At 48.5% G+C, this 20541-nt stretch carries 20 protein-coding genes; 15 read left to right on the top strand and 5 right to left on the bottom strand.

Annotated features, from left to right (window positions below; all coding sequences use genetic code 11):
* The first annotated feature begins 16 nt into the window (after window positions 1–16).
* From ACGHM3_RS24660 to ACGHM3_RS24590, 15 genes are all read left to right on the top strand, one after another.
* Complete coding sequence (locus ACGHM3_RS24660; RefSeq protein WP_345420555.1) at window positions 17–226, top strand: DUF2892 domain-containing protein; 210 nt, start codon at window positions 17–19, stop codon at window positions 224–226.
* Window positions 227–367: 141 nt separating this feature from the next.
* A complete protein-coding gene (gene ybaK / locus ACGHM3_RS24655) occupies window positions 368–838 on the top strand; it encodes a Cys-tRNA(Pro) deacylase (RefSeq protein ID WP_345420558.1) in 471 nt (156 codons plus the stop codon).
* Between the two features lie 5 nt (window positions 839–843).
* Complete coding sequence (locus ACGHM3_RS24650; RefSeq protein ID WP_345420560.1) at window positions 844–1539, top strand: VIT family protein; 696 nt, start codon at window positions 844–846, stop codon at window positions 1537–1539.
* A 525-nt stretch (window positions 1540–2064) separates the two neighbouring features.
* The gene (locus ACGHM3_RS24645; protein WP_345420562.1) at window positions 2065–2289 is read left to right on the top strand and encodes a helix-turn-helix transcriptional regulator; all 225 of its coding nucleotides are present in this window, start codon (window positions 2065–2067) and stop codon (window positions 2287–2289) included.
* Window positions 2289–4604 carry an EcoAI/FtnUII family type I restriction enzme subunit R gene (hsdR, locus tag ACGHM3_RS24640; protein WP_345420565.1) on the top strand — a complete coding sequence of 772 codons (2316 nt, stop codon included), beginning with the start codon at window positions 2289–2291 and terminating at the stop codon, window positions 4602–4604. Before ACGHM3_RS24645 ends, hsdR begins: the two co-directional genes overlap by 1 nt.
* A gap of 3 nt (window positions 4605–4607) precedes the next feature.
* Window positions 4608–6377, top strand: a complete 1770-nt coding sequence (locus ACGHM3_RS24635) for an AAA family ATPase (protein ID WP_345420567.1) — start codon at window positions 4608–4610, stop codon at window positions 6375–6377.
* Between the two features lie 2 nt (window positions 6378–6379).
* A complete protein-coding gene (locus tag ACGHM3_RS24630; protein WP_345420569.1) occupies window positions 6380–7876 on the top strand; it encodes an N-6 DNA methylase in 1497 nt (498 codons plus the stop codon).
* Window positions 7877–7878: 2 nt separating this feature from the next.
* Complete coding sequence (locus ACGHM3_RS24625) at window positions 7879–9096, top strand: restriction endonuclease subunit S (protein ID WP_345420572.1); 1218 nt, start codon at window positions 7879–7881, stop codon at window positions 9094–9096.
* A 9-nt stretch (window positions 9097–9105) separates the two neighbouring features.
* Complete coding sequence (locus ACGHM3_RS24620) at window positions 9106–9870, top strand: ABC-three component system protein (protein WP_345420575.1); 765 nt, start codon at window positions 9106–9108, stop codon at window positions 9868–9870.
* Window positions 9867–10094, top strand: a complete 228-nt coding sequence (locus tag ACGHM3_RS24615; RefSeq protein ID WP_345420578.1) for an ABC-three component system middle component 6 — start codon at window positions 9867–9869, stop codon at window positions 10092–10094. The genes ACGHM3_RS24620 and ACGHM3_RS24615 overlap by 4 nt, the downstream gene beginning before the upstream one ends.
* Window positions 10091–11833 carry a DUF2326 domain-containing protein gene (locus tag ACGHM3_RS24610; protein WP_345420581.1) on the top strand — a complete coding sequence of 581 codons (1743 nt, stop codon included), beginning with the start codon at window positions 10091–10093 and terminating at the stop codon, window positions 11831–11833. Before ACGHM3_RS24615 ends, ACGHM3_RS24610 begins: the two co-directional genes overlap by 4 nt.
* 9 nt (window positions 11834–11842) lie before the next feature.
* Entirely contained in the window at window positions 11843–12541 is a 699-nt protein-coding gene (locus ACGHM3_RS24605) for a DUF3800 domain-containing protein (RefSeq protein WP_345420583.1), read from the top strand.
* Window positions 12542–12543: 2 nt separating this feature from the next.
* Window positions 12544–13059 (top strand): hypothetical protein, encoded by a 516-nt coding sequence (locus ACGHM3_RS24600; RefSeq protein ID WP_345420585.1) that lies wholly within the window; start codon window positions 12544–12546, stop codon window positions 13057–13059.
* Between the two features lie 372 nt (window positions 13060–13431).
* Window positions 13432–13710, top strand: a complete 279-nt coding sequence (locus tag ACGHM3_RS24595) for a VIT1/CCC1 transporter family protein (protein WP_345420588.1) — start codon at window positions 13432–13434, stop codon at window positions 13708–13710.
* Between the two features lie 205 nt (window positions 13711–13915).
* A complete protein-coding gene (locus ACGHM3_RS24590; protein ID WP_345420591.1) occupies window positions 13916–14470 on the top strand; it encodes a lipocalin family protein in 555 nt (184 codons plus the stop codon).
* 12 nt (window positions 14471–14482) lie between these two features.
* On the opposite strand, the gene ACGHM3_RS24585 is transcribed toward ACGHM3_RS24590, so the two are convergent.
* The 5 genes from ACGHM3_RS24585 to ACGHM3_RS24565 all read right to left on the bottom strand — a co-directional run bounded on the left by ACGHM3_RS24585 (window position 14483) and on the right by ACGHM3_RS24565 (window position 20435).
* Entirely contained in the window at window positions 14483–14959 is a 477-nt protein-coding gene (locus tag ACGHM3_RS24585; protein WP_345420594.1) for a four-helix bundle copper-binding protein, read from the bottom strand.
* Window positions 14960–15118: 159 nt separating this feature from the next.
* Window positions 15119–15580 (bottom strand): hypothetical protein, encoded by a 462-nt coding sequence (locus ACGHM3_RS24580; protein WP_345420597.1) that lies wholly within the window; start codon window positions 15578–15580, stop codon window positions 15119–15121.
* A gap of 18 nt (window positions 15581–15598) precedes the next feature.
* The gene (locus ACGHM3_RS24575) at window positions 15599–16516 is read right to left on the bottom strand and encodes a hypothetical protein (protein ID WP_345420600.1); all 918 of its coding nucleotides are present in this window, start codon (window positions 16514–16516) and stop codon (window positions 15599–15601) included.
* A gap of 321 nt (window positions 16517–16837) precedes the next feature.
* Window positions 16838–18112 (bottom strand): MFS transporter, encoded by a 1275-nt coding sequence (locus ACGHM3_RS24570; protein ID WP_345420603.1) that lies wholly within the window; start codon window positions 18110–18112, stop codon window positions 16838–16840.
* 319 nt (window positions 18113–18431) lie between these two features.
* A complete protein-coding gene (locus ACGHM3_RS24565) occupies window positions 18432–20435 on the bottom strand; it encodes an EAL domain-containing protein (RefSeq protein ID WP_345420606.1) in 2004 nt (667 codons plus the stop codon).
* Between the last annotated feature and the right edge of the window lie 106 nt (window positions 20436–20541).

Here is a 20541-nt window from a genome sequence, read left to right as displayed (position 1 = left end):
AAAGACGGAGTTGACCATGAATAATGTCGGTGAGCAGGATAAAAAAGTACGCTTTACGTTTGGTGTGGTTGCCTTACTCATTGGCCTTTTTATTGCGGGGGCCATTTGGCTAAAGGTGGTTTTGTTTGTTGTGGCCGGCGCCGCCATTGGCACCGCCCTGCTGAATTTCTGCCCGGCGTATAAACTATTGGGCATTAATACCTGCGCAATCAAGTCAAAAGACTAGCTGCAGTTTCTGCCACAAACTTGGCCGGGGTGGCGGCTTGGGGGTGTTTGGCTGCCGGCTCGTTTCAGCAAGGTTAGCTGTGGTTTATAGTATGCCCAGCTAAAACTATCCGCTCAAAGAACCCCTCAAAGAACACACGCCATGACCCCTGCTATTAAATTGCTGACCAAACAACGCGCTGAGTTTACGGTGCACGAATACCATCACGACAGCAACGCCGAGTCCTATGGCCTAGAAGCCGCCGAAAAACTCAGCCTAAACCCTAAGCAGGTATTTAAAACTCTGGTAGTGAATACCCACGACGATCAATTGGCGGTAGCCATTGTGCCGGTGGCCCAGCAGCTAAGCCTAAAAGCCTGCGCTAAAGCCTTGGGTGTGAAAAAAGTGGCTATGGCGGATAAGCAACGCGTGCAGCGTACCACCGGTTATTTTCTGGGCGGGGTTAGCCCCATCGGGCAAAAGAAACGCCTGCCCACGGTGATAGACGCATCGGCCCAAGGCCAGGTTACCATTTTCGTCAGTGCCGGTAGGCGCGGCCTGGAAATAGAGCTGGCCCCAAGCCTATTGCAGGCGTCCACCAACGCCACGTTCGCTGACATAGCCGAACAATAATCGCCATGCCCCGCGTTGCCCGCCACGCTCACAAATCACACCGCAACTCTTGGCTGCGCGCCGCCGTGCTGGGCGCTAACGACGGCATTGTGTCCACCGCCAGCCTAATTATTGGTGTGGCCGCCGCCGGTGTGGACCAACACTCAGTTGTGCTCACCGGCACCGCTGGCCTTATCGCCGGAGCCATGTCCATGGCCGCCGGCGAATACGTGTCGGTGAGCTCCCAGGCAGATACCGAGCTCGCAGACTTGGCCATGGAACGGCGTGCTTTGCAGGCGAACTACACGGCAGAGGTGGCGGAGCTGGCCGCTATTTATGTGCAGCGTGGCCTAGCGCCGGATTTGGCCCAAACCGTGGCCGAGCAATTAATGCAGCACGACGCCCTGGGTGCCCACGCGCGGGATGAAATTGGCATCTCCGCCAGTGGCCGAGCGCGGCCGTTGCTGGCGGCAGGCTCTTCAGCCGCTCTGTTCACGTTTGGCGCTGGCTTGCCGTTGCTGTGTGCGCTGCTGGCGCCGGCCAATGCCGTTGCGCTGTGGGTAGCTGTTGCCAGTGTGCTCAGCTTAATGTTGTTGGGATCGTTATCCGCCAAAGTAGGCGGCGCCAGAGTACTACCCGCCGTGGGCCGAGTGGCGTTTTGGGGTGTGGCCGCCATGGTCATCACAGGAGTGGTAGGCATGTTTGTGGGGCCAGGTGGGTAGGTGTGCCGAAAGTGCTCAGGGAGGTTTGCGTGGGGATTGCTGAACTAGGCCCTAGCTGATGAAAAAAGATCTGCAAACACCCAGGCTACGAATACAGCGGTGTTGCCCTACTCTCAATGGCCTTTTGGTATTGAAACCATAATGGGCCGCTTTGGCCTGGTTATGCTTCCATAGGTAAGCAAAATTGGCCGCACGCCAAATAGCAAAATCTTCTCGAAACAACCTCCTCTTAGCTACTCCTCACAGCAACCCAAACCTGTACCTGCAATAGTACCTGTACGCATTACTACACCACATTTGCCTCCCTATTCTGCCGTGAGATTTAAATTACGCGCGATTATGTATGGTTTGCGTAATTACGCGTATGGCGCGTAACTCCCCGTAATTTAGAAATCCATTATCCAATTCATTATAAACCAGCCACACATAATTCAATTTCAACTCACAAAATGCCAGGCAAATATCAAAGTCATGGTATGCTCCTTTGTTATTCTGATAACTTGATTACCAGCCAGAGGCACAGCCATGATCCGCTGCCATCTCGCCCGCATGATGGGCGAGCGCAAGATGCGTATTGCCGACGTTGCCAGAGAAACGGGGTTAAGCCGGGCCACGGTGACCCTGCTCTATAAAGAAACGGCACAGAAAGTGGATTTGGAAGCAATTGAACAGATCTGCGTACTATTCGAGTGCACTGTGGGCGACCTACTGGAGTTGGTGCCAAACCCCAGTGACCAAGGAGTGGCCTGATGGCATCTGAAGCAGATACCCGAGCAAATTATATCGATCCTGCATTACGTGCAGCGGACTGGCAGCCGAGTAATATCATTCGGGAGCATTACTTCACCGACGGTAGAAAGATGGCCGGAGGAGTACGTGGGCGCCGTTGCTTCGTGGATTACTTGCTTCACAAAGACAACCGTTATTTGGCTGTAGTAGAAGCCAAAAAAGAATCCGATCACCCAACCAAAGGCCTGCAACAGGCCATTGACTATGCGAACAAACTCCGTGTTCGTTTCGTCTATTCCAGTAACGGTAAACAAACCTACGAATTCGATCTGGAAACAGGTAAAGGGGACTACATTGAGTTTTACCCAACCCCTGCTGAACTGGAAAAGCGTTATGCCGGAGAAACAACAGATTTAAGTCAGGAGTTAAGAAATGTCCCTTTCCATTTAGAAGGGGCCATGCAGCCACGTTATTATCAAGAGCTGGCAGTTCATGCGGCAACAGATGCCATCGGTCAAGGCAAATCCCGCATTTTGCTCACGCTGGCCACCGGTACCGGTAAAACCTTCATCGCCTTTCAAATCGTTCACAAAGTTTTCCAGGCTCGCTGGAACCGTAACCAACCTGGCTCACGCAGGCCACGTGTTCTGTTTCTGGCTGATCGTAATATCCTGGCCGACCAAGCCATTAACACCTTCAACCCCTATGAAAAAGACCTGATCAAAATCAACGGGGAAGAAGTACGTAAACGCAATGGTGTGGTGCCAACCAATGCCCACATATTTTTCGCGATCTATCAGGCGATTGCAGAAAGGGAAAACATCGATGGCTATTACAAAGCCTATCCCAAAGATTTCTTTGATCTGGTGTTGATTGATGAGTGTCACCGTGGTGCTGCCAATGAAGCGGGCTCTTGGCGAGCTATTCTCGACCACTTCAGCAGTGCCGTGCATTTGGGTTTAACAGCTACGCCGAAACGCACGGACAACGTGGATACCTATGAATACTTTGGTCAGCCTGCTTATGTCTATTCACTAAAAGACGGGATCAATGATGGCTTCTTGACTCCCTACCGAGTTAAGCGAGTTAGAACCAATCTGGATGAATTGGTGCTCACCAAAGATGACGTGATCGTCGAAGGTGAATCTGGTCAGGATTTGTATCAAGTCGAAGACTATGACCGCAAAATTATTGTTGATGAACGCACAGAACTGGTCGCCAAAGCCATCTTACAAAACATCAACCCGCTGGAAAAAACTATCGTCTTTTGTGAGAACCAAAACCACGCGCTGACCATGCGCGACATGATTAATAAATACAAAGCCGTAAAAGACCCGCATTACTGTGTACGAGTCACCAGCGACGAAGGCAAGGTCGGCCGCGAACTGCTGGAAAAATTCCAGGACAACGACAAAGACATCCCAACCATTATTACCTCATCACAAATGCTCACTACCGGTGTCGATGCCCGCAATGTGCGCAATGTGGTGCTGGATCGAACCATCGGCTCCATGGTGGAGTTCAAACAGATTGTGGGGCGCGGTACACGAGTTTTTGATGGTAAGGACTACTTCACCATCGTGGATTTTCGGGGTGCGACCAACAACTTTTATGATGAGGAATGGGATGGCGAGCCCGAAGCGCCAGAGCCAGGCGGAACCCGAGAACCGACACCGCCACCCTACACGCCAGAGCCGCCCGAAGGCGGCGACAGACCGGAACCAGAGCCAGGTGAGCCGCGCCCGAGGTTAAAGGTAAAACTTGGCAAGCACCGCGAGCTTAAGGTTATCGATATTGAAACCCGTTATATCGACGAAAATGGCAAGCCTCTGACTATTCAGGAGTTTGTTGAACGATTAATTCAACAGCTGCCAGGTTTGTTCACGAGCGTTGATGAGCTTCGTGAAATCTGGTCAGACCCAGACCTGCGCGAACAACTCTTGGCTAAATTGGTACAAGCGGGCTTTGATAAAGAGCAGCTCTCAACCTTGCGCCGCATGTTCGAAGCCGACGACTGCGACATGTTTGACCTGCTGGCGTTTTTGGCCTTCGAACAACCCATGGCTACCCGCAAATCACGAGCAGAAGCAGTACGAGCCAATAACGCCTTCTTTGACCAGTACCAACAGAAAAAGGCCAAGCAATTCCTGCATTTTGTTCTGAACCGCTACGAGCAAACGGGCGTTACAGAACTGGCGCGTGAGCGCCTGCCAGCGTTGATTGAGCTATCCGGCCTCGGCACCACTAAAGATGCCTCCATGGCCTTTGGTGGCAAACCTGCGCAATTACTCGCTGCCTTCAAACAACTACAACACCAGTTATACCACGTGAGCTAACCAATGGAACTGAACTTAGCCCCTAACCCTTTGCATAGACAAGTACAGACCTTGCGAATTGATAAGGTCGCTACGCTGATCGGCGAGAATGGCTCAGGCAAATCCAGTATTTTGCAGTCGGTATTTGAACAACGACTAGCCGGGCTGGATCATGAAAATCTTAAGGTCGTGTGCTTCTCATCAGGGCAAAATGAATCCTATTCGCAAAAATTCAATGCTCACCTCAAGAGAAAGCGAAGAAGAAAGGAAAGCCTTAAGCTAGATTGCTTTTATTATGACAAGTCTTGGTCGAAGTTATTGATTTTCCTCGCAACCTGCTTACACGCAAATGGAAAAGTTAGGTATTTTCTCAGAGAAAACTCTTATCTAGAGGAAAGTTCGGGTCCTCCCCAGTCAGACGTATCTACAAAAATATCCTTTAAATTTAAAGTAAGTAAACATTATGCTGGCTTTATTCAGGTAGAACAAAAAAAAGAAGAGTCCGGGACTGACTCAAATTCGGCGAGAGCCACTGATTACTTTCAGAGCCTTCAAAGCTTTATCTCTAATAACATAAGTCGCAATTATGAATTTGAAGGGGCACTACGTTCGAATACATATACCTTGGGTTCTGATGGACTGTTTTCAGCTTCATATTTTAATCGAAGTGAAAATGAGGAAGCCAATCAAAACCATAGCTTTAATCCAACTGTCGCATTTTTCACACAAGCAGCCGACAATAATTACTTTATTAGCCGAGATGGCCTAAAACTTACTCTCAAAGGGGGAATTGAGCTGGATCAGCTTAGTGATGGAGAATACCAGCTCCTATTCCTATATGCGCTAATTGACCTATTCGACTCAGAGAATACCCTGTTCTTATTTGATGAGGCAGACTCGCACCTTCACTATAATAACGTCGAAAAGCTCTGGGGGCTTCTCCACAGCATCCAAGGCCACGCCATCACCACTACACACTTACTCGATTCCATTTCAGCCAAAGAGAATCGTATTGAGCACCTTAAAGTGGTTGAAAAAGGCAGAATCAGCGAAGAAAACAAAATCAAGCAATTGATCAATCGCCTGAGTGTATTGTCACGCGCGAAATCGGTGGAATTTGAAGTGTGTGGCAAGCTACCTAACATTGCCTTACTAGATGATTACAACGATTGGATTATTTTCACCAAACTTACGGCACGTGCAGGGCTAGACATAGACCGTCTAGCCGCTGTGCATGCCATGAAAAAGTCATCCAGCTACGCTACTGCTAACGAAACTTTTGGCAAGGGCAAGATTGATTGGCTCCACGGTCTCAGTAAGATCGAATCCCCCTTGGTCACAACCAAAATTTTTATGATTTGTGATCGGGATGAGGCAGCCCTCGATTGGAATGCCGCTAATGGCGTTCAAGTGAATGGGCAAGTGTACCGTGAATTGCTGAATGCCATTCGCTGGCCGCAAGACATGAGGGTGACATCCTATTTGCTTGCGTGGAAACGCCGTGAAATCAAAAACTATCTGCTTTCACACTCAGCATTGCAGCACCACGGTGTTTTAGATCAAATCAATAACGCTGAACTGTTAAGAGAGCCATGTTATTTACAACCAAATAACCCAGGTGATAACGCTGATATCCGGCGATTGAATGCCAAAAGTGTCATCGACCCTTTGATCAATACCGAAGGTGTTGGACTAGACATTGGCAAGCTCCAATCCTATATCGACCTGATTCCACCCTCAGAAATCAGCGAAGACATCACTAATATGTACAATTTTATTATCGGAAAACTCTAAGCATGTCACTACAACAGAAAATTGACCGCATTACCGACATCTTGCGCCGTGACGATGGCATCAGCGGTGCCATGCATTACACAGAGCAAACATCCTGGGTTTTGTTCCTGAGGTTTCTCGATGATTACGAGTCAGATAAAGAAGACGAAGCGGTATTGTCCGGCAAAGACTATCAGCCAGTATTAGATGACGAGCATCGCTGGGCAAACTGGGCCTGCCCTAAAACAGCTGATGGTAAGTTGGACCTGGCACGTGCGAAAACCGGAGATGACCTTACCAATTATGTCGACAATCAGCTATTTCCGTATCTGAAAAGCTTTGCTAATGCCGCCGCAACTGGCGCAGATCCAAAATCTTTTACCTACAAAATTGGCGCTATCTTTCAGTACCTGGACAACAAGATCGCTTCCGGCCATACCCTGCGCGAAGTATTAGATATTGTCGATACGTTGGATTTTCAATCCGACGACGACATGTTCGAACTGTCACAGGTATATGAAGGCTTATTGCAAAACATGGGGGATGCTGGCGGCTACGCCGGAGAATTTTATACTCCTCGCCCAGTAGTGCGGGCGATGGTTAAAGCGATAAACCCGCAACCACTTGAAAAAATCTATGACGCAGCAGCGGGTTCTTGTGGGTTCTTAGTTGAAGCATTTGAGTACAACAAACCTAAGCCATTTAAAAAAAGAACAGGAAGGGAATTAACTAGCGAAGAGTATGATTTCCAGCGCGCGGATGCGTACTGGGGATATGAAAAGACCTCACTCGCCTACGTGATGGGCATGATGAACATGATTCTGCACGGCATCGAATCACCCAACCTGTTCCGCGGTAATACGCTGACTCAGAATATCCGCGACATTCAGGAAAAGGATCGTTACAACATTATTCTGGCTAACCCGCCATTTGGTGGCAAAGAAAAGTCACAGATACAGCAAAACTTCCCTATCCAGAGTAATGCCACCGAACTGCTGTTTTTACAGCATTTTATGAAAACCCTGAAAAGTGGCGGCAAGGCTGCAATCGTAGTACCAGAAGGCGTGCTATTCCAAACCAACAGCGCCTTTAAGCAAGTTAAACAAGAACTGCTGGAAAACTTTAACTTACATACCATTTTAAGTCTGCCCGCTGGTGTGTTTTTGCCGTATTCCGGCGTTAAAACCAACGTGCTGTTCTTCGAGCGAAGCGGCGGCACCAGCGATGTATGGTATTACGAATGCGAAACCGAGCAAAAGCTCACCAAAAACAAACCGATCACCGATGATCACCTAAAAGAGTTTGTTGAGCTTTATAACGGCCGTGAAACAACTGAACGCTCATGGACAATATCTGCCAGTAAATTAGCTGATGATTATGATTTATCGGCTAAAAACCCAGCTAAACAGAAAGATACCCAGCATTTAGCGCCAAACGATATCCTTAAGCAGATCCGCACCAAGGAAAAACTGGTATCAGGGCTGTTGGATGAAATTGAAGATTTGTTGGCGGAGAAATAAGCATGGAGCAGGTTTTATATTCACTACCGGATGGATGGGAGTGGCATTCAGTCAAGAAGCTTAGCCATAATATCCAGTATGGACACACAGCTAAAGCAGAAAGTAACGGTAACGCAAAGTTCTTGCGTATTACTGATATTCAAGATGGAAAGATCGACTGGCAGGGAGTTCCAACTGTATCGCTAGAAGAAAAAGAAATCAACAAGTACGCGTTGAATGATGATGACTTGATCTTTGCCCGTAGTGGTGCAACTGCGGGAAAATCTATTCTAATCAAGAATGCTCCAAAGGGTGCCGTATTCGCATCTTACCTGATTAGAATTGTTCCAAACAAGAAGGACATTATTCCAGAATATTTAAGTTATTTCTTCCTAACACCTGCTTACTGGGAGGTTGTTGGTCAGAATGCCGCAGGCGCAGCTCAGCCTAACATCAACGGCACAAAACTTTCAGAGTTTATTGTACCTGTGGCTCCTCAAGGCGAACAAAAGCGCATCGTCGAAAAACTCAATGCGCTGCTCACCCGCATCGATACCGCCATCGAGCATTTGCGGGAAAGTATCACACTGGCTGATGCGTTGTTTAAATCAACATTGAGTTCATTGGTTTGCGATGAATCTAAAGAATATGAAAGATTGTCACTGGAAGAGCTAGGCTCTTTTTCTGGTGGCGGCACGCCGTCAAAGAGCAAATCTGAGTTTTGGAATGGAGAAATTCTTTGGGTTACACCCAAGGACATGAAATCCCCAGTGATAACTGATTCCGAATTGAAAATAACGAAAGAAGGCGTCTCGGGTTCATCAGCTAAATTTATTCCGCCCAGAAGCTTATTAATTGTGGCTCGAAGTGGAATATTGCGGCATACGTTACCAGTCTGTATAAACGAAACTGAGTGTACAGTAAACCAAGATATCAAAGTGTTCATTCCTAGTGAAAGGATCACCTCAGAATATACACAACATATGTTGAAAGGTTATGAGTCGTTCATTTTGTCTGAATTGGTGAAAGGTGGCGTTACAGTTGAAAGCCTAAAATATAAAGACTTTCAGAATTTTAAGTTTCCAGTGCCGTCAGCAGAACAGCAAAAGAGAATAGTAGGTGAGCTATCAAAAATTAATCAGTTAGCCAATCCTGTAAAAACTGAATTGGTTGATAAAATCGAAGATTTAAAAAATTTGAAAGCATCGATTCTCGATTCAGCCTTTAAAGGCGAGCTCTAAGGAGGGAGTATGAGTGCAAGCTATCCAACCAGAGTCTTCCTCGCATTCAAAAGTGGGGGGCGGTGTGCCTTCAAGGACTGCCAAAAGGTTCTGACTTCCGATGGCCAAAACTCTAATCCCGCCATCATTGGTGAGGCAGCTCATATTTATGGCGAAAGCCCTGGCACAAAAACGAAACCTGCTTCTGCTCGCTACCGAGCAAATATGAAAGATGCGCAAAGAAACCATTACGACAATCTTATTTACCTTTGCCCAACTTGCCACACGAAGATAGACAAGCAAGAGAAAGACTACCCTGCAGAGCTTTTATTTGTTTTAAAGGCTGAGCATGAATCTTGGGTGGCAGAACAACTTGATCAGGGTATGTCTGAGGTCTCTTTTTCGGAGCTAGAGATTGCGGCGAAAGCACTGGCATCAGGGAAACATTCTTCAAATGGTGACAGCTTTGAAGTTATACCTCCCGAAGAAAAGATCAACAAGAATGGGCTCTCTGACACCGTGCGTTCAGATATTGCCATGGGATTAAGCAAAAGCCATGAAGTAGAAAGATTTCTCGCCAATATGGCCACCAATGTTGATGAAGATTTTCCTGAAAGGCTCAAAAGTGGCTTCAAAGAAAAGTATTTGGAACTTAAGACAACCTTATCTGGAGATGAGCTTTTTGCTTCAATGTTGGAATTCGCACAAGCAGGACAGAAAGGTTTTAGGCAGCAGGCGGCAGGGTTGGCGATATTAAGCCACCTTTTTCATTTATGCGAGGTGTTTGAGAAATGATCATGCCTTCAAAATACCTTCGTGAAGATGAGGCATTAATTGGAATTAGCGCAGCATTGCTCCCTCTTGTTGAGAAAAATGGCAATTTACCAGCGCTTTGGGACTCAGCTAAAAAAATCAATGCCGTTGGAAGCTTTGAGCGCTTTATTCTCGCTCTAGATTTTTTGTATCTGCTGGGGCTCGTAGATTTGCACAATAATAAAATAGTGAGAGTACAGGGATGATTCACAAAATATGGGCAAACGACAAACAGTTTAAAGCTGTTGAATTTTCGGCTGGATTAAATGTCATCCTTGCTGAGCGAACCTTGGAATCTGGCCAAAAAGATACTCGCAATGGTGCGGGCAAAACTACGCTATTGAACATTGTCCATTTTTGCCTTGGAGCTGATCTGCATCGTTTAAGTCTTCCGAAAGATGAGTTGCAAGACTGGGAGTTTTACATCTGCCTAGACCTGTGCGGCACAACTTTAACCGCCAAGCGTAGCGTTTCGAACGCTAAGATTATCGAGATTATTGGCGATGTGTCTAACTTACTAATAGCGCCAGAAAAAGATTCTGAAGGCGTAATTTTTTACAAGAATGACGACTGGAGGAATCTGTTAGGAAAGTGCTTGTTCAGAATTCAAGATGAAGCTTCAGCAAAGTACGCACCTTCGTTTAGAAGCCTGGTTTCATATTTCACAAGGAAAGGAGCGGATGCTTATACAGATCCTTTCAAGCATTTTAGAAACCAGAAAGCATATGACATGCAAATAAATAATGCTTTTCTTCTTGGCTTGAATTGGCTTCACGCTTCAGAGGCACAGGAAATTAGAGAGAAAGAAAGCGCCACCAAAGCATTAAACGCTGCGATCAAAGCTGGTATCGGTGCAACTCAAGGCGAACTAGAAGCGGAACGGGTTCGAATAGAGCGGGAACTTAAGCAGAAATCTGATGCATTAAAAAGCTTTAATGTGCATCCTCAGTACAAAGAGCTTCAGGATCAGGCAAACCAATTAACCGGGGAAATACACGATCTGACCAACAAGGCTTTAATGTTTAGGCGAAAGTTAGAGCGCTACGAGAGAGCGGTTTCAGAAGAACATATGCCTGACAGTGGTTCGGTTGAAAAGCTTTTTCTCGAAGCAGGTGTTCATTTCGCTGACAGCATCAAAAGATCACTTGATGAAGCCAAAGGGTTTCATAAGGCAATTGTTCAGAATCGTAAGTTGTTTTTAGAGGCGGAGGCATCCCAACTCAAGAATAAATTATCTTCGAGCGACGCTAGCATAAAGGCTGCATGTGACAAACGAGCAGATATTTTAAAGCTGCTAGAAACTCATGGCGCTCTAGAGGAGTTTTCGATTCTCCAGGAACGCGTTATTGAAAAGAAAAGTGAGCTTGAAGCCATAAAGAGCAGGATTGCTGATATTCGCGATATAGCACAGCATAAAAAGGATATCAAAGCGTCAAAAATAGAGCTGGAAACCAAGTTGCAGCGTGATTATGAGCAGAGCCGAACCGATTGGGAAAGTGCGGTTTCGCTATTCAATGAGAACTCCCAGGCATTGTACGATGAGCCAGGCAACCTGATTATCAATACGACAGACAACGGCTATAAATTTGACGTTGAAATTAACAAAAGCAGTAGCGAAGGCGTTGGGAAGATGAAAATCTTCTGCTACGACTTGATGCTCGTTGAATTAATGCGACAAAGAGACGGAATAGATTTTCTATTTCATGATAGTAGCATATTTGATGGTGTTGACTCTCGGCAAAGAGCGCTCGCACTGATGCATGCCCATCGGAAAGGATTGGAATGCAACTTTCAATACACATGCGCGCTAAATTCGGACATGATCCCAAGCGATGATTTTGCTGAAGGATTTGAGCTTGATAAGTTCGTCCGGCTGACATTGAAAGACCAAAAGCCAGAAGACGCTGCTTTAGGCTTCCATTTTGAGTTGGCGAAAAAAGTCTAAGGAACGGAAATGACAATTTACAACGTCTACTGCGATGAAAGTCGCCACACTTCAGACCCGTCACAGCCGTATATAGTTATTGGTGCGCTGCAATGCCCTCGCGAAGAAAAACACCGCATTGTTGGGCGCTTACATGGTTTGATGACCAAGCATGGCATTAAGACCGAATTTGGCTGGAAAAAATTGTCCCCTAACAAGGCTGAATTCTATCAGAACCTTATTCAATTATTTTCTGAAGAAAATTCGCTTTCGTTCCGATGTATTGTGGTCGATCGTAGGCAGCTCGATCACGAACAGTGGAACGATGGGGATAAAGAGCTTGGGTTTTACAAGCTGTACTACCAATTACTGGTTCATTGGTTGCAGCCCGGCGATACTTATCATGTTTATCTTGATTGGCAGCAGAATGCGTGCAGCACGCGCTTTGAAGAGTTGCGTCAGATTCTGGTTCACAAATTATCTGGCCGTGCCAAGCTTGCCTGTTTAGAGCCGGTAGAATCACATAATCAGCCTTTAATACAGCTCTCTGATTTATTGATGGGAGCCGTCGGTTACAGCTGGAACGAAATGCAAAACAGAACCAATGCGAGTGCATTCAAATCAGCGTTTGTAGATGAGTTTGCCAAATCACTAGGGAAAGGCAGCCTGCGTTACACCACGACCAAAGGCGAGCGAAACTTTAACATCTTCAATTGGCAGGGACGATAGCCGTGACAGAAAGTCTGTGGCCGCAGTTGCGTCTAAAAGCCGATACTGAAGAAGAGCTGATAGAAAAATACCGCGAGGTATATCTGAAAACTTACATACATGATGAAAATGGCAATGCTAGAGTGTTTACTGATTGGTGCGGTGTAACCTACAAGTTTGGTGCGGGTGCTTTTGATCATGCTTTTACTGAGCCTACCAATTACCGAACCAGTGCAGGAATTCACGATGGCGGTTTTTCTAAAAAGCGTGCCAGACGAATATTGTGGATAAAAGAAGTGCTGGCTCTATCTGCGGGAACGGTTCAGCGCTACAGCCAATCTCGTCAAACCGATCGTGGTAAAACAGCAAAGCGTAGAACATTGGTCGTCGTTGAAGAAAAGTATGTAGTTGTATTTGATGACCCAAGGAAAGCGGGCGGCCCACATTGGTTTGTCACTGCATTTCCAGCAGACCAAGACTATCTTGAGCGGATTAAGAGAACGAGTTTTTTGGTGGAAACGAAACAAGGAGGGAGATAAGCCCCAGTCTTAACGGCGACTGAGGCGCAGCCACGAACCAAAACACTAGGTAAAGGTTCAACCAGCTCCGAAGAGCGTGTCGATATTATGGTAGTCGGTTAGCAAAATATCAAGCAATTTTAGGTGTAAATGAGAACAACTATTGTTTACCTTCATTTTTTAAAGTAATCCGGCACAGCGAAGCGTGTAGACATTAACAGGCTTCTTTTAGACAAGCTGCCCAATGTTCTGGATGCCACCCAAAAGGATAATAAGGTCAAAAACCTGCTTCAGGCCTTGAAACAAGAGGGTGTCATTGAGCCTGACGGCAAGTCCTGGCGAATGTCTAAGAAACCGTAGTTTAGACATTTCTAGATATTTTTAGACATTTGCATGCCTCATGAACGGCCGCTATTGGCGGCAGGCTCCTCTGCCGCGCTGTTTACCCTGGGCGCCGGGCTGCCGTTGCTGTGTGCCTTGCTGGCGCCGGCCAACGCCGAGACACTGTGGGTAGCCGTGGCCAGCGTAGCCAGTTTGGTATTGTTGGGCTGGTTATCCGCCAAGGTGGGCGGCGCCAGAGTACTACCCGCCATGAGTCGAGTGGCGTTTTGGGGCGTGGCCGCCATGGTCATCACCGCGGTGGTGGGCATGTTTGTGGGGCCGGGTGGGTAAGCACATCTGGGGTGCTAAGTGAGATGCTGGGCGAGGTGCTATCTGAGGTTGGCGTGGGGATTGCTGAACTAGGCCTTAGCTGATGGAAAAAGATCTGCAAACACGCAGGCTGCGAATACAGCGATGTTGCCCTACTCTCAATGATCTTTTCTATGACGTTTTCTGTAACGTTTACTATGACTTTTTCGCTACAAGAGCCCCACGCATGAAAATTTTCGCCTTACCGTCCTACTTAAATTTACCTTTACTCGCAGTGCTACTAGCGGCACTGGCCGGCTGTGTTAGCCAGCCCGAGGGTGTAAAACCCGTCAACAACTTTGAATTACCGCGATACCTCGGCAAGTGGTACGAAATAGCTCGCTTGGATCACTCCTTTGAGCGTGGCCTGAGCAATGTGACGGCTGAATACAGCCTGCGCGATGATGGCGGTGTAAAGGTGATCAATCGCGGTTATTCGGCAGAAGAGCAAACCTGGGACGAAGCCGAGGGCAAAGCCTATTTTGTTAACGACAGCGACCACGGCTTTTTAAAAGTGTCTTTTTTTGGCCCGTTTTACGGCTCATACATCGTGTTTGAGCTAGACCAAGACGACTACCAATTTGCGTTTATCTCTGGGCCGGATAAATCCTACCTGTGGTTTTTAAGCCGCACACCCAACCCGCCCCAGGCACTGATCGACCAGTTCGTAGCCAAGGCCAAAGCGTTAGGGTTTGCCACCGATGAGTTAATCTATGTGCAACACGATAATAACGCCGGTTGAGGTATTGGCGGTTTAGCCCAAGCGGGATTCCAGCAAGCCGATGAGTTCTGAGCAAGATTCCATGCAGTCTTTACACACTCGGTGGTGGTCTTTGTGTTTATCACATTGCTTTTGGCAGTCTTTACAGACGGCTAAGCAGGCTTTTTCCATTAATGGCAGATGGGCAGATTCTGAAGAGGCCAGCTGAGCCAGAGAATCACACATGGCGATGGTGTCGTTTACCACAGAGAGGCAGTCGCTCAGAGTGACATCGCCGCTTTGCAACAAGTCAATGCAGTGATTGCGGCAAACCATAGCGTTCTTGGAGCAATCTATGGCGGCATCCACTAGGCCAGCATTTTTAGAATGGCCGGCGTGATGTTTGTGCATGTCGTGCTTGGTTTCCCTAGCGCCGACCGGCACGGCAACAACTCCGGCGAAGGCGGCCATGGCAATAAAGCTGCGCCGCTTTACACCGTTAACGTCTGAAATACTTTTCAAGCTTGTCATTTGCGGTCTCCTTCCTGTGCGTCTGTGCGTCTGTGCGTCTGTGCGTCTGTGCGGTTTGGGCCTACAGTGATCACCGAGGCCAGATTAACAGCTCAAACTCTAGAGCGAAACGACGCGGAAGAACAGCGCTTTTAACGGCGTCGGCAGGGGGGCAAAGGATTATGGCATTTGTCTCATTTTGCTGCCCACCACACACCCGCCAAAAAGCGCAACGGGCGTTTTAATCACGCTTAGAATGTCGTACCAGTGGTAGTCGCACATCTCAAAAATAATATGGTGCCAGCCAATAATGCGGAAAGTGTTTACCATAAAAAAAGCGCACACCGTGGCACACACCCAATAGCGCCAGCGGTGGGTGGCACGGGCCAATAACACTCCGGCAATAAACAAGTAACCTGAGCTTTGCAATAAATCGCTGGTTAAGCGTACCGGCCAGTAGAGCACCGAGGTTGGCTCCACCCAAAGATGCACCAGTAGATTGTTAACAAAGGAAGATAAGTAGGTTACCCCGAGGTAGGCGATGAGCAGCGCCACACCCAGCAGCCACCAATTGGTTTTTTGCCAGTCGGTGGTGTGTTCGCTAACCCGGTGCGATTCTGGGGCGTGATAGATATTGGGCATGGGACTACTGCGGTGGGGCTAGAAACTGAAGTTTAACTCGGCGCCCGTCACGTACTTGGTGTTTTCGGCTTCGGCGAAATTAGACTCGTGGTCGGCGAACTCGGCATTCACAATCAATTGTAACTGCTGAGTAAGAGGCAACTCCAACTCGGCCTGGTAACGGGTTCGGCCTTCTTCCCTGGGCTCGCCCAGTTCAGAAATGCCGTTTTTGTACAGCCGCTGCTCGTAGCTGGCGCCCAATTTTATGATGCCGCTGCGCGTCATAAACGGGAAATGCTTGGCCAGTTTGAGCTTAATGGTATTGGCGTTGAAGTCGTGCTCTGGGTCCACCGCGTCTTCGGTGTCGTATTTGGCACCCAGGGAAAAGTAAGCCTTGGCGCCGTTGATAAACCAAGAGATGTTGGCTCCCAATGAGTCTACATTGGCGTCCCGGCCGGGGCGGCCGCCCAAGCTTTTCTGAGACTGAGTGTAATCCGTGCGTACCGAAACGTTTTCACCAATAAATCCGGTAAGGTGGGGCGACCACTGCTTGAGTGATAAAAATTGATCGCCCAGGTAGTTTGCCTCCAGGCTGGTGTGACTAAGGCCCACGGCTAATGGCTGAAAATTTTGGCTGATGTCCGCCGACACAAACTCTGCGGATAACCCCATGGCGCCCATTAGCGCTGGGTCTAGTGTGGCGGTGCTGGTGTTGGTGCCCATGGAATCCAGCGGCAACACCAGCTTAAAACCATCGTTGAGTAAATTGGTTTGACCTTCGGCGGTGAGCTTTTGATCGGCCTCATTGGCGGCGATTTCTTCACCGTAACCCAGGTTAAACTGCAGATCGCCGGAATACACTACACCACTACTTGGCCCGGCAGCGAAAACAGCTGAGGGCAGAGCAGCAAGCGCGCTTAACACTAAGGCGCTGATCGCGGTGGTGATGTTGTTCATGGGTATCCATTCAGTTGCCTCGGCTGGCAACTAACGCTCCCGGCGTTCGTTTTGTATTTGCAGTGGCGTATAAAGACGTTTGTTTACGCATAAAGACGATAAACGCGACTCTTCCAGGGCCAATGCGCAGTGTGTTAACGAACTGTACACCGCCCTCGGAATGAATGTAAGCGGTTTGTTAACGCCAACCGTAAAATGGCCGCTAAAGCAGAAAATATGGCGTTTATATCACCAATGTGCGGCGGAACTAACCGCACCTAAATGCGGGTTATTTCCCCGGTTAAGCAAGTCTTTGGTTAGTTATTCTGCTGAGCAATATATCTACTGTTCAGACGTTTCGGCTTGCTGCCAATCGGGGTATCGCGGCATGCTCATAATCAACACCCCACCCAAAGCACATCCCACTGCCCCGGCGATTAAAAACCAGCGGTAGTCACCCGTACCGTCGTAGATTAAACCCGCTAGCATTGGCCCCATGCCCGCGGCCAGAGCCATCAGAGAGGCCATAACCCCATAGATGGTGCCGAAGTTTTTCATGCCAGCGTAGCTGGCGGTAAGGAAGCCGGTGATGTGGGTTTTGGTGCCGGCTGCATAGCCGTTTACCAGCAGAGCAAACAAGATGAGCCCCGGCGAGCGAATGCCGTCCAGTAGCAGAGCAAAGGTCACTGAGGCTGCGGCCAGGGTGAGCCCACCCACCCAATTGGGCCGATACCGATCCAATAGAACACCGGTGATTAGCTTGCCGGCAATGCCTGCCAAACCGGCCAAACCCACCAGCCAGGCGGCGTTAGCGCGCGATACGCCGGCCTCGGTAAGAATCGGAAACAAGTGCACCGACAAGCCCATAGTTAACATCATGACCACAAAGTTGGAAATGGCCAGCCGCCACAGGGCGGAATCTCGCCAGGCTTGGGGGATGGTTAGGCCTGGCAATGGTGTTTGAGAGGCGGTAGAAGCACTGGCCTGGCTAGAGGTTTGTTTGGCCTGGGTGCGCTGGCGGTCGCGTAAGTCGTATAAAAAGAGCACACACATAATAAAAGTGATTCCACCCCAACCCAGTGCGAGCCACACAAATCCGGCACGCCAGCCAAACTCGGTGACCAAAAAATTACCCAGCGGCGGCACCACGCTTTGCGCTACCGCGGTGCCGGCTAAGGTTAAACCCAAAGCCAACCCGCGTGAGGTTTGAAACACACCTACCACGGCGGTGGTCCAAGCGGTGGACTTAATGGTCACCGACACCACTCCAAAAATCACCCACAGCATAATCCACTGGGCCTGGGTGCCATTGAGCAAACTGAAGGAAGCAATGGAGGCGGTGGTTAACAGCAGACCGGGCAAAGCCACCCGGCGGGTGCCAAAGCGGTCAATTAACATGCCTAAAAACGGGCCTAGCAGTGCCGTCATAATGGTGGCAATGGAGGGGCCGGAGGAGAGTAAGGTTCGGCTCCAGCCAAACTCCTCGGCCAGTGGCCCCATAAACAGCCCGGTGGCTGCCAACAATACCGTAAAAAAAGAAAATCCGAGCGAGGCGGCCAGCACCAGCGTCCAATTATTTTGCCACTCTTGTTTGGCCGAAGGGGAGTTTTGCTGCACCTGTGCTATCTCTAATTATTATGATTAATTTTTCTGGCGGAACACGGGCTCGTTTTATTAAATCACCGGCTCTACCGATTCGCCGGACGAAGTTGGATGCGAACCGAAATAAATCGAGCAAGTTGATATCATTTGTCCACCATTGCTCCACAGAAGGTATCACATATTATTACCACTAAAATAAAAAGCGGCGATAAATTGTTATCGAGTGGCAGTTTTTAACGCAGGATTTTATAGAGTGAATTACTATCCAACAATTTGGCTTGGGTTGTTTAAACCGGGGGATGTATTTTTGGCAAGGCGAAAGCGCTAGGGTTTGCTATCCGCAATCTTTTCGCTGGAACGGTTTTGCGGCTATACCGGTGTTTTTGTTTTGTATTGAGTTTTCTTTAGGTTGTGCGCGGCTGGCCTTGCCATGGTGTTGCCCTGCCAAGGGTTTAAAAAAGTGGACTAACTCGTTGGCAGGTTTGGGTTTGGAAATTAAATAGCCCTGCAGCTCATTGCAGCCAAATACTTGCAGTTTTTCTTGTTGCTCTAAAGTTTCAACGCCCTCGGCAATCACGCTTAGATTTAAATTCTGAGCCATGTCGATAATAGTCCGGACAATGGCTTCGTCTTTCGGGTCGGTGCCCAGGTTACGAATAAACGCTTGGTCTACTTTGAGTTTGTCGATGTTAAACCGTTTTAAATACACCAGCGATGAATACCCGGTGCCAAAATCATCAATGGAGAGCAATAGTCCCAACCCTTTCAACTGGTTTAATATATCGATGCTCTGTTCGGTGTTTTCCATCATCACCCCCTCGGTAATTTCCAGCTCAATTAAGTGCGGGGGGACACGGGTTTCTTGTAGGGCTTGCCGTACCGATGCAACAAAGTCTGGGTGAATAAATTGCTTGGGCGAAATGTTTACCGCCACCACGCAATCTTGCTCAAACGCCTTATGCCACAGCAAAGCTTGCTTACAGGCCTCGCGCAGTACCCAATCGCCTATTTTCACAATTAAACCGGTTTGCTCGGCCAGCGGAATAAACGAGGCTGGCGATACCATGCCACGCTCTGGGCTGTGCCAGCGGATCAACGCCTCCATGCCGATAATTTCTAGGCTTTTGGCGTCCACCTGAGGTTGATAATACAACTGTAATTGATGGTCGTTGATGGCCTCGCGCAGTTCGTTTTCCAGGGTGAACCAGGTTTGTTCAAGCTGGTATAAATCCGGTGTGTAGCGGCGATAGGCATTGCCGCCCTCACTGCTAACGCGGGATAAACACGCATCAGCGTTTTTCATGAGCGAGTGGTAGTCTTCGCCATCGTCGGGTACCACGCAGTAACCCACACTGATAGACAAATAAAATTCCGCGTGTTGCGCCTGTAACGGCTGTTCAAAGCTTTGGATAAATTCTTCAAACCAACTTTTGTGCGGTAAAAAGGGCAGCAGCACGGCAAAGGTGGCACCTTCGAAGCGGAACAGTTGGCCGCCGGTGGGTAGGTGTTTTTGGATGCGCAGCGCCGTGGCTTGGATAATGGCATCACCCACCGCCAGGCCGTGGCCTGCGGTCACCAAATTAAACCGATCTAATTTAAATAAGCCCAGCATGCCGATTTCGTTTACTGGGCTTAGATCTTCGGTTTCCGATTCAAATTGCTGCCGGTTGGGCAGGCTGGTGAGCGGGTCGTAATAGGCTAGAAAGCGCCGGTCTGCCGCCAGCCGGATAAAGCGCTCTAGGTAGTAACCCACTAGGCCGGCGACGATGACCACCAAAAAACAAAACGCAAACACCATTTTGGCGGTAACGCCGGTGCTGGCACTGACCAAATCCGAGGTGCCGAGCAGCGCCGCCTGGGATTCTCGCTCTAAATCATTCAGCAGCGGTAATACACGTTGGTTAGCGGAGGTGATGTCTCCCAATAAGTGGCGTGCTTTATCCCAGTCGACTTGGCGCGGTGATAACACGCCGTCTAGCTCTGTGCTTAGTGCCACCATGGAGTCTATGTGATTGCTCACTAACGCAATGCGTGCCTCGTTGGGTATCAATGTGGCAATGTGTTTTTGCGCCGCTTTTAAACGGGGGTAGCTGGAGGCCTGTTGCCGCAGCATGGCGCTACGGTCGGTGGTGGCGTAGTACTCGTATTGGCTGCGCTCGTATTCTATTAATGAGCTTTTAATAACGCCGATGTCGGCCAATAGGGGCACGTTCGAGCTAAGCAAGCCATCCGTGGTCTTTTGGATGGCCCGGCCCGAGAAAAAGATCTGTGATGAAATGGCGATACCGGTGGCAAGCAGTAGCCCATATATTCCCAGTATCTTGGCTCGTGTACCCATATAAAATCTCTGAACACGGCCAAGATGGGCCGCAACTCGATCAAAATTAACGCTATACCCGATTAACTATAGAACAGTTTCTAAGGTTGGCACGCCAATTAGCTCC

Source organism: Halioxenophilus aromaticivorans (assembly GCF_042850945.1).
Taxonomy (GTDB): domain Bacteria; phylum Pseudomonadota; class Gammaproteobacteria; order Pseudomonadales; family Cellvibrionaceae; genus Halioxenophilus; species Halioxenophilus aromaticivorans.
Note: the sequence above shows the minus strand (reverse complement) of the source record. Positions and strands in the feature narration are given on the sequence as shown.

Coding starts and splice junctions, on each gene's coding strand:
- ACGHM3_RS24660 (WP_345420555.1), top strand. CDS start 17: ATGAATAATGTCGGTGAGCAGGATAAAAAAGTACGCTTTACGTTTGGT.
- ybaK (WP_345420558.1), top strand. CDS start 368: ATGACCCCTGCTATTAAATTGCTGACCAAACAACGCGCTGAGTTTACG.
- ACGHM3_RS24650 (WP_345420560.1), top strand. CDS start 844: ATGCCCCGCGTTGCCCGCCACGCTCACAAATCACACCGCAACTCTTGG.
- ACGHM3_RS24645 (WP_345420562.1), top strand. CDS start 2,065: ATGATCCGCTGCCATCTCGCCCGCATGATGGGCGAGCGCAAGATGCGT.
- hsdR (WP_345420565.1), top strand. CDS start 2,289: ATGGCATCTGAAGCAGATACCCGAGCAAATTATATCGATCCTGCATTA.
- ACGHM3_RS24635 (WP_345420567.1), top strand. CDS start 4,608: ATGGAACTGAACTTAGCCCCTAACCCTTTGCATAGACAAGTACAGACC.
- ACGHM3_RS24630 (WP_345420569.1), top strand. CDS start 6,380: ATGTCACTACAACAGAAAATTGACCGCATTACCGACATCTTGCGCCGT.
- ACGHM3_RS24625 (WP_345420572.1), top strand. CDS start 7,879: ATGGAGCAGGTTTTATATTCACTACCGGATGGATGGGAGTGGCATTCA.
- ACGHM3_RS24620 (WP_345420575.1), top strand. CDS start 9,106: ATGAGTGCAAGCTATCCAACCAGAGTCTTCCTCGCATTCAAAAGTGGG.
- ACGHM3_RS24615 (WP_345420578.1), top strand. CDS start 9,867: ATGATCATGCCTTCAAAATACCTTCGTGAAGATGAGGCATTAATTGGA.
- ACGHM3_RS24610 (WP_345420581.1), top strand. CDS start 10,091: ATGATTCACAAAATATGGGCAAACGACAAACAGTTTAAAGCTGTTGAA.
- ACGHM3_RS24605 (WP_345420583.1), top strand. CDS start 11,843: ATGACAATTTACAACGTCTACTGCGATGAAAGTCGCCACACTTCAGAC.
- ACGHM3_RS24595 (WP_345420588.1), top strand. CDS start 13,432: ATGCCTCATGAACGGCCGCTATTGGCGGCAGGCTCCTCTGCCGCGCTG.
- ACGHM3_RS24590 (WP_345420591.1), top strand. CDS start 13,916: ATGAAAATTTTCGCCTTACCGTCCTACTTAAATTTACCTTTACTCGCA.
- ACGHM3_RS24585 (WP_345420594.1), bottom strand. CDS start 14,959: ATGACAAGCTTGAAAAGTATTTCAGACGTTAACGGTGTAAAGCGGCGC.
- ACGHM3_RS24580 (WP_345420597.1), bottom strand. CDS start 15,580: ATGCCCAATATCTATCACGCCCCAGAATCGCACCGGGTTAGCGAACAC.
- ACGHM3_RS24575 (WP_345420600.1), bottom strand. CDS start 16,516: ATGAACAACATCACCACCGCGATCAGCGCCTTAGTGTTAAGCGCGCTT.
- ACGHM3_RS24565 (WP_345420606.1), bottom strand. CDS start 20,435: ATGGGTACACGAGCCAAGATACTGGGAATATATGGGCTACTGCTTGCC.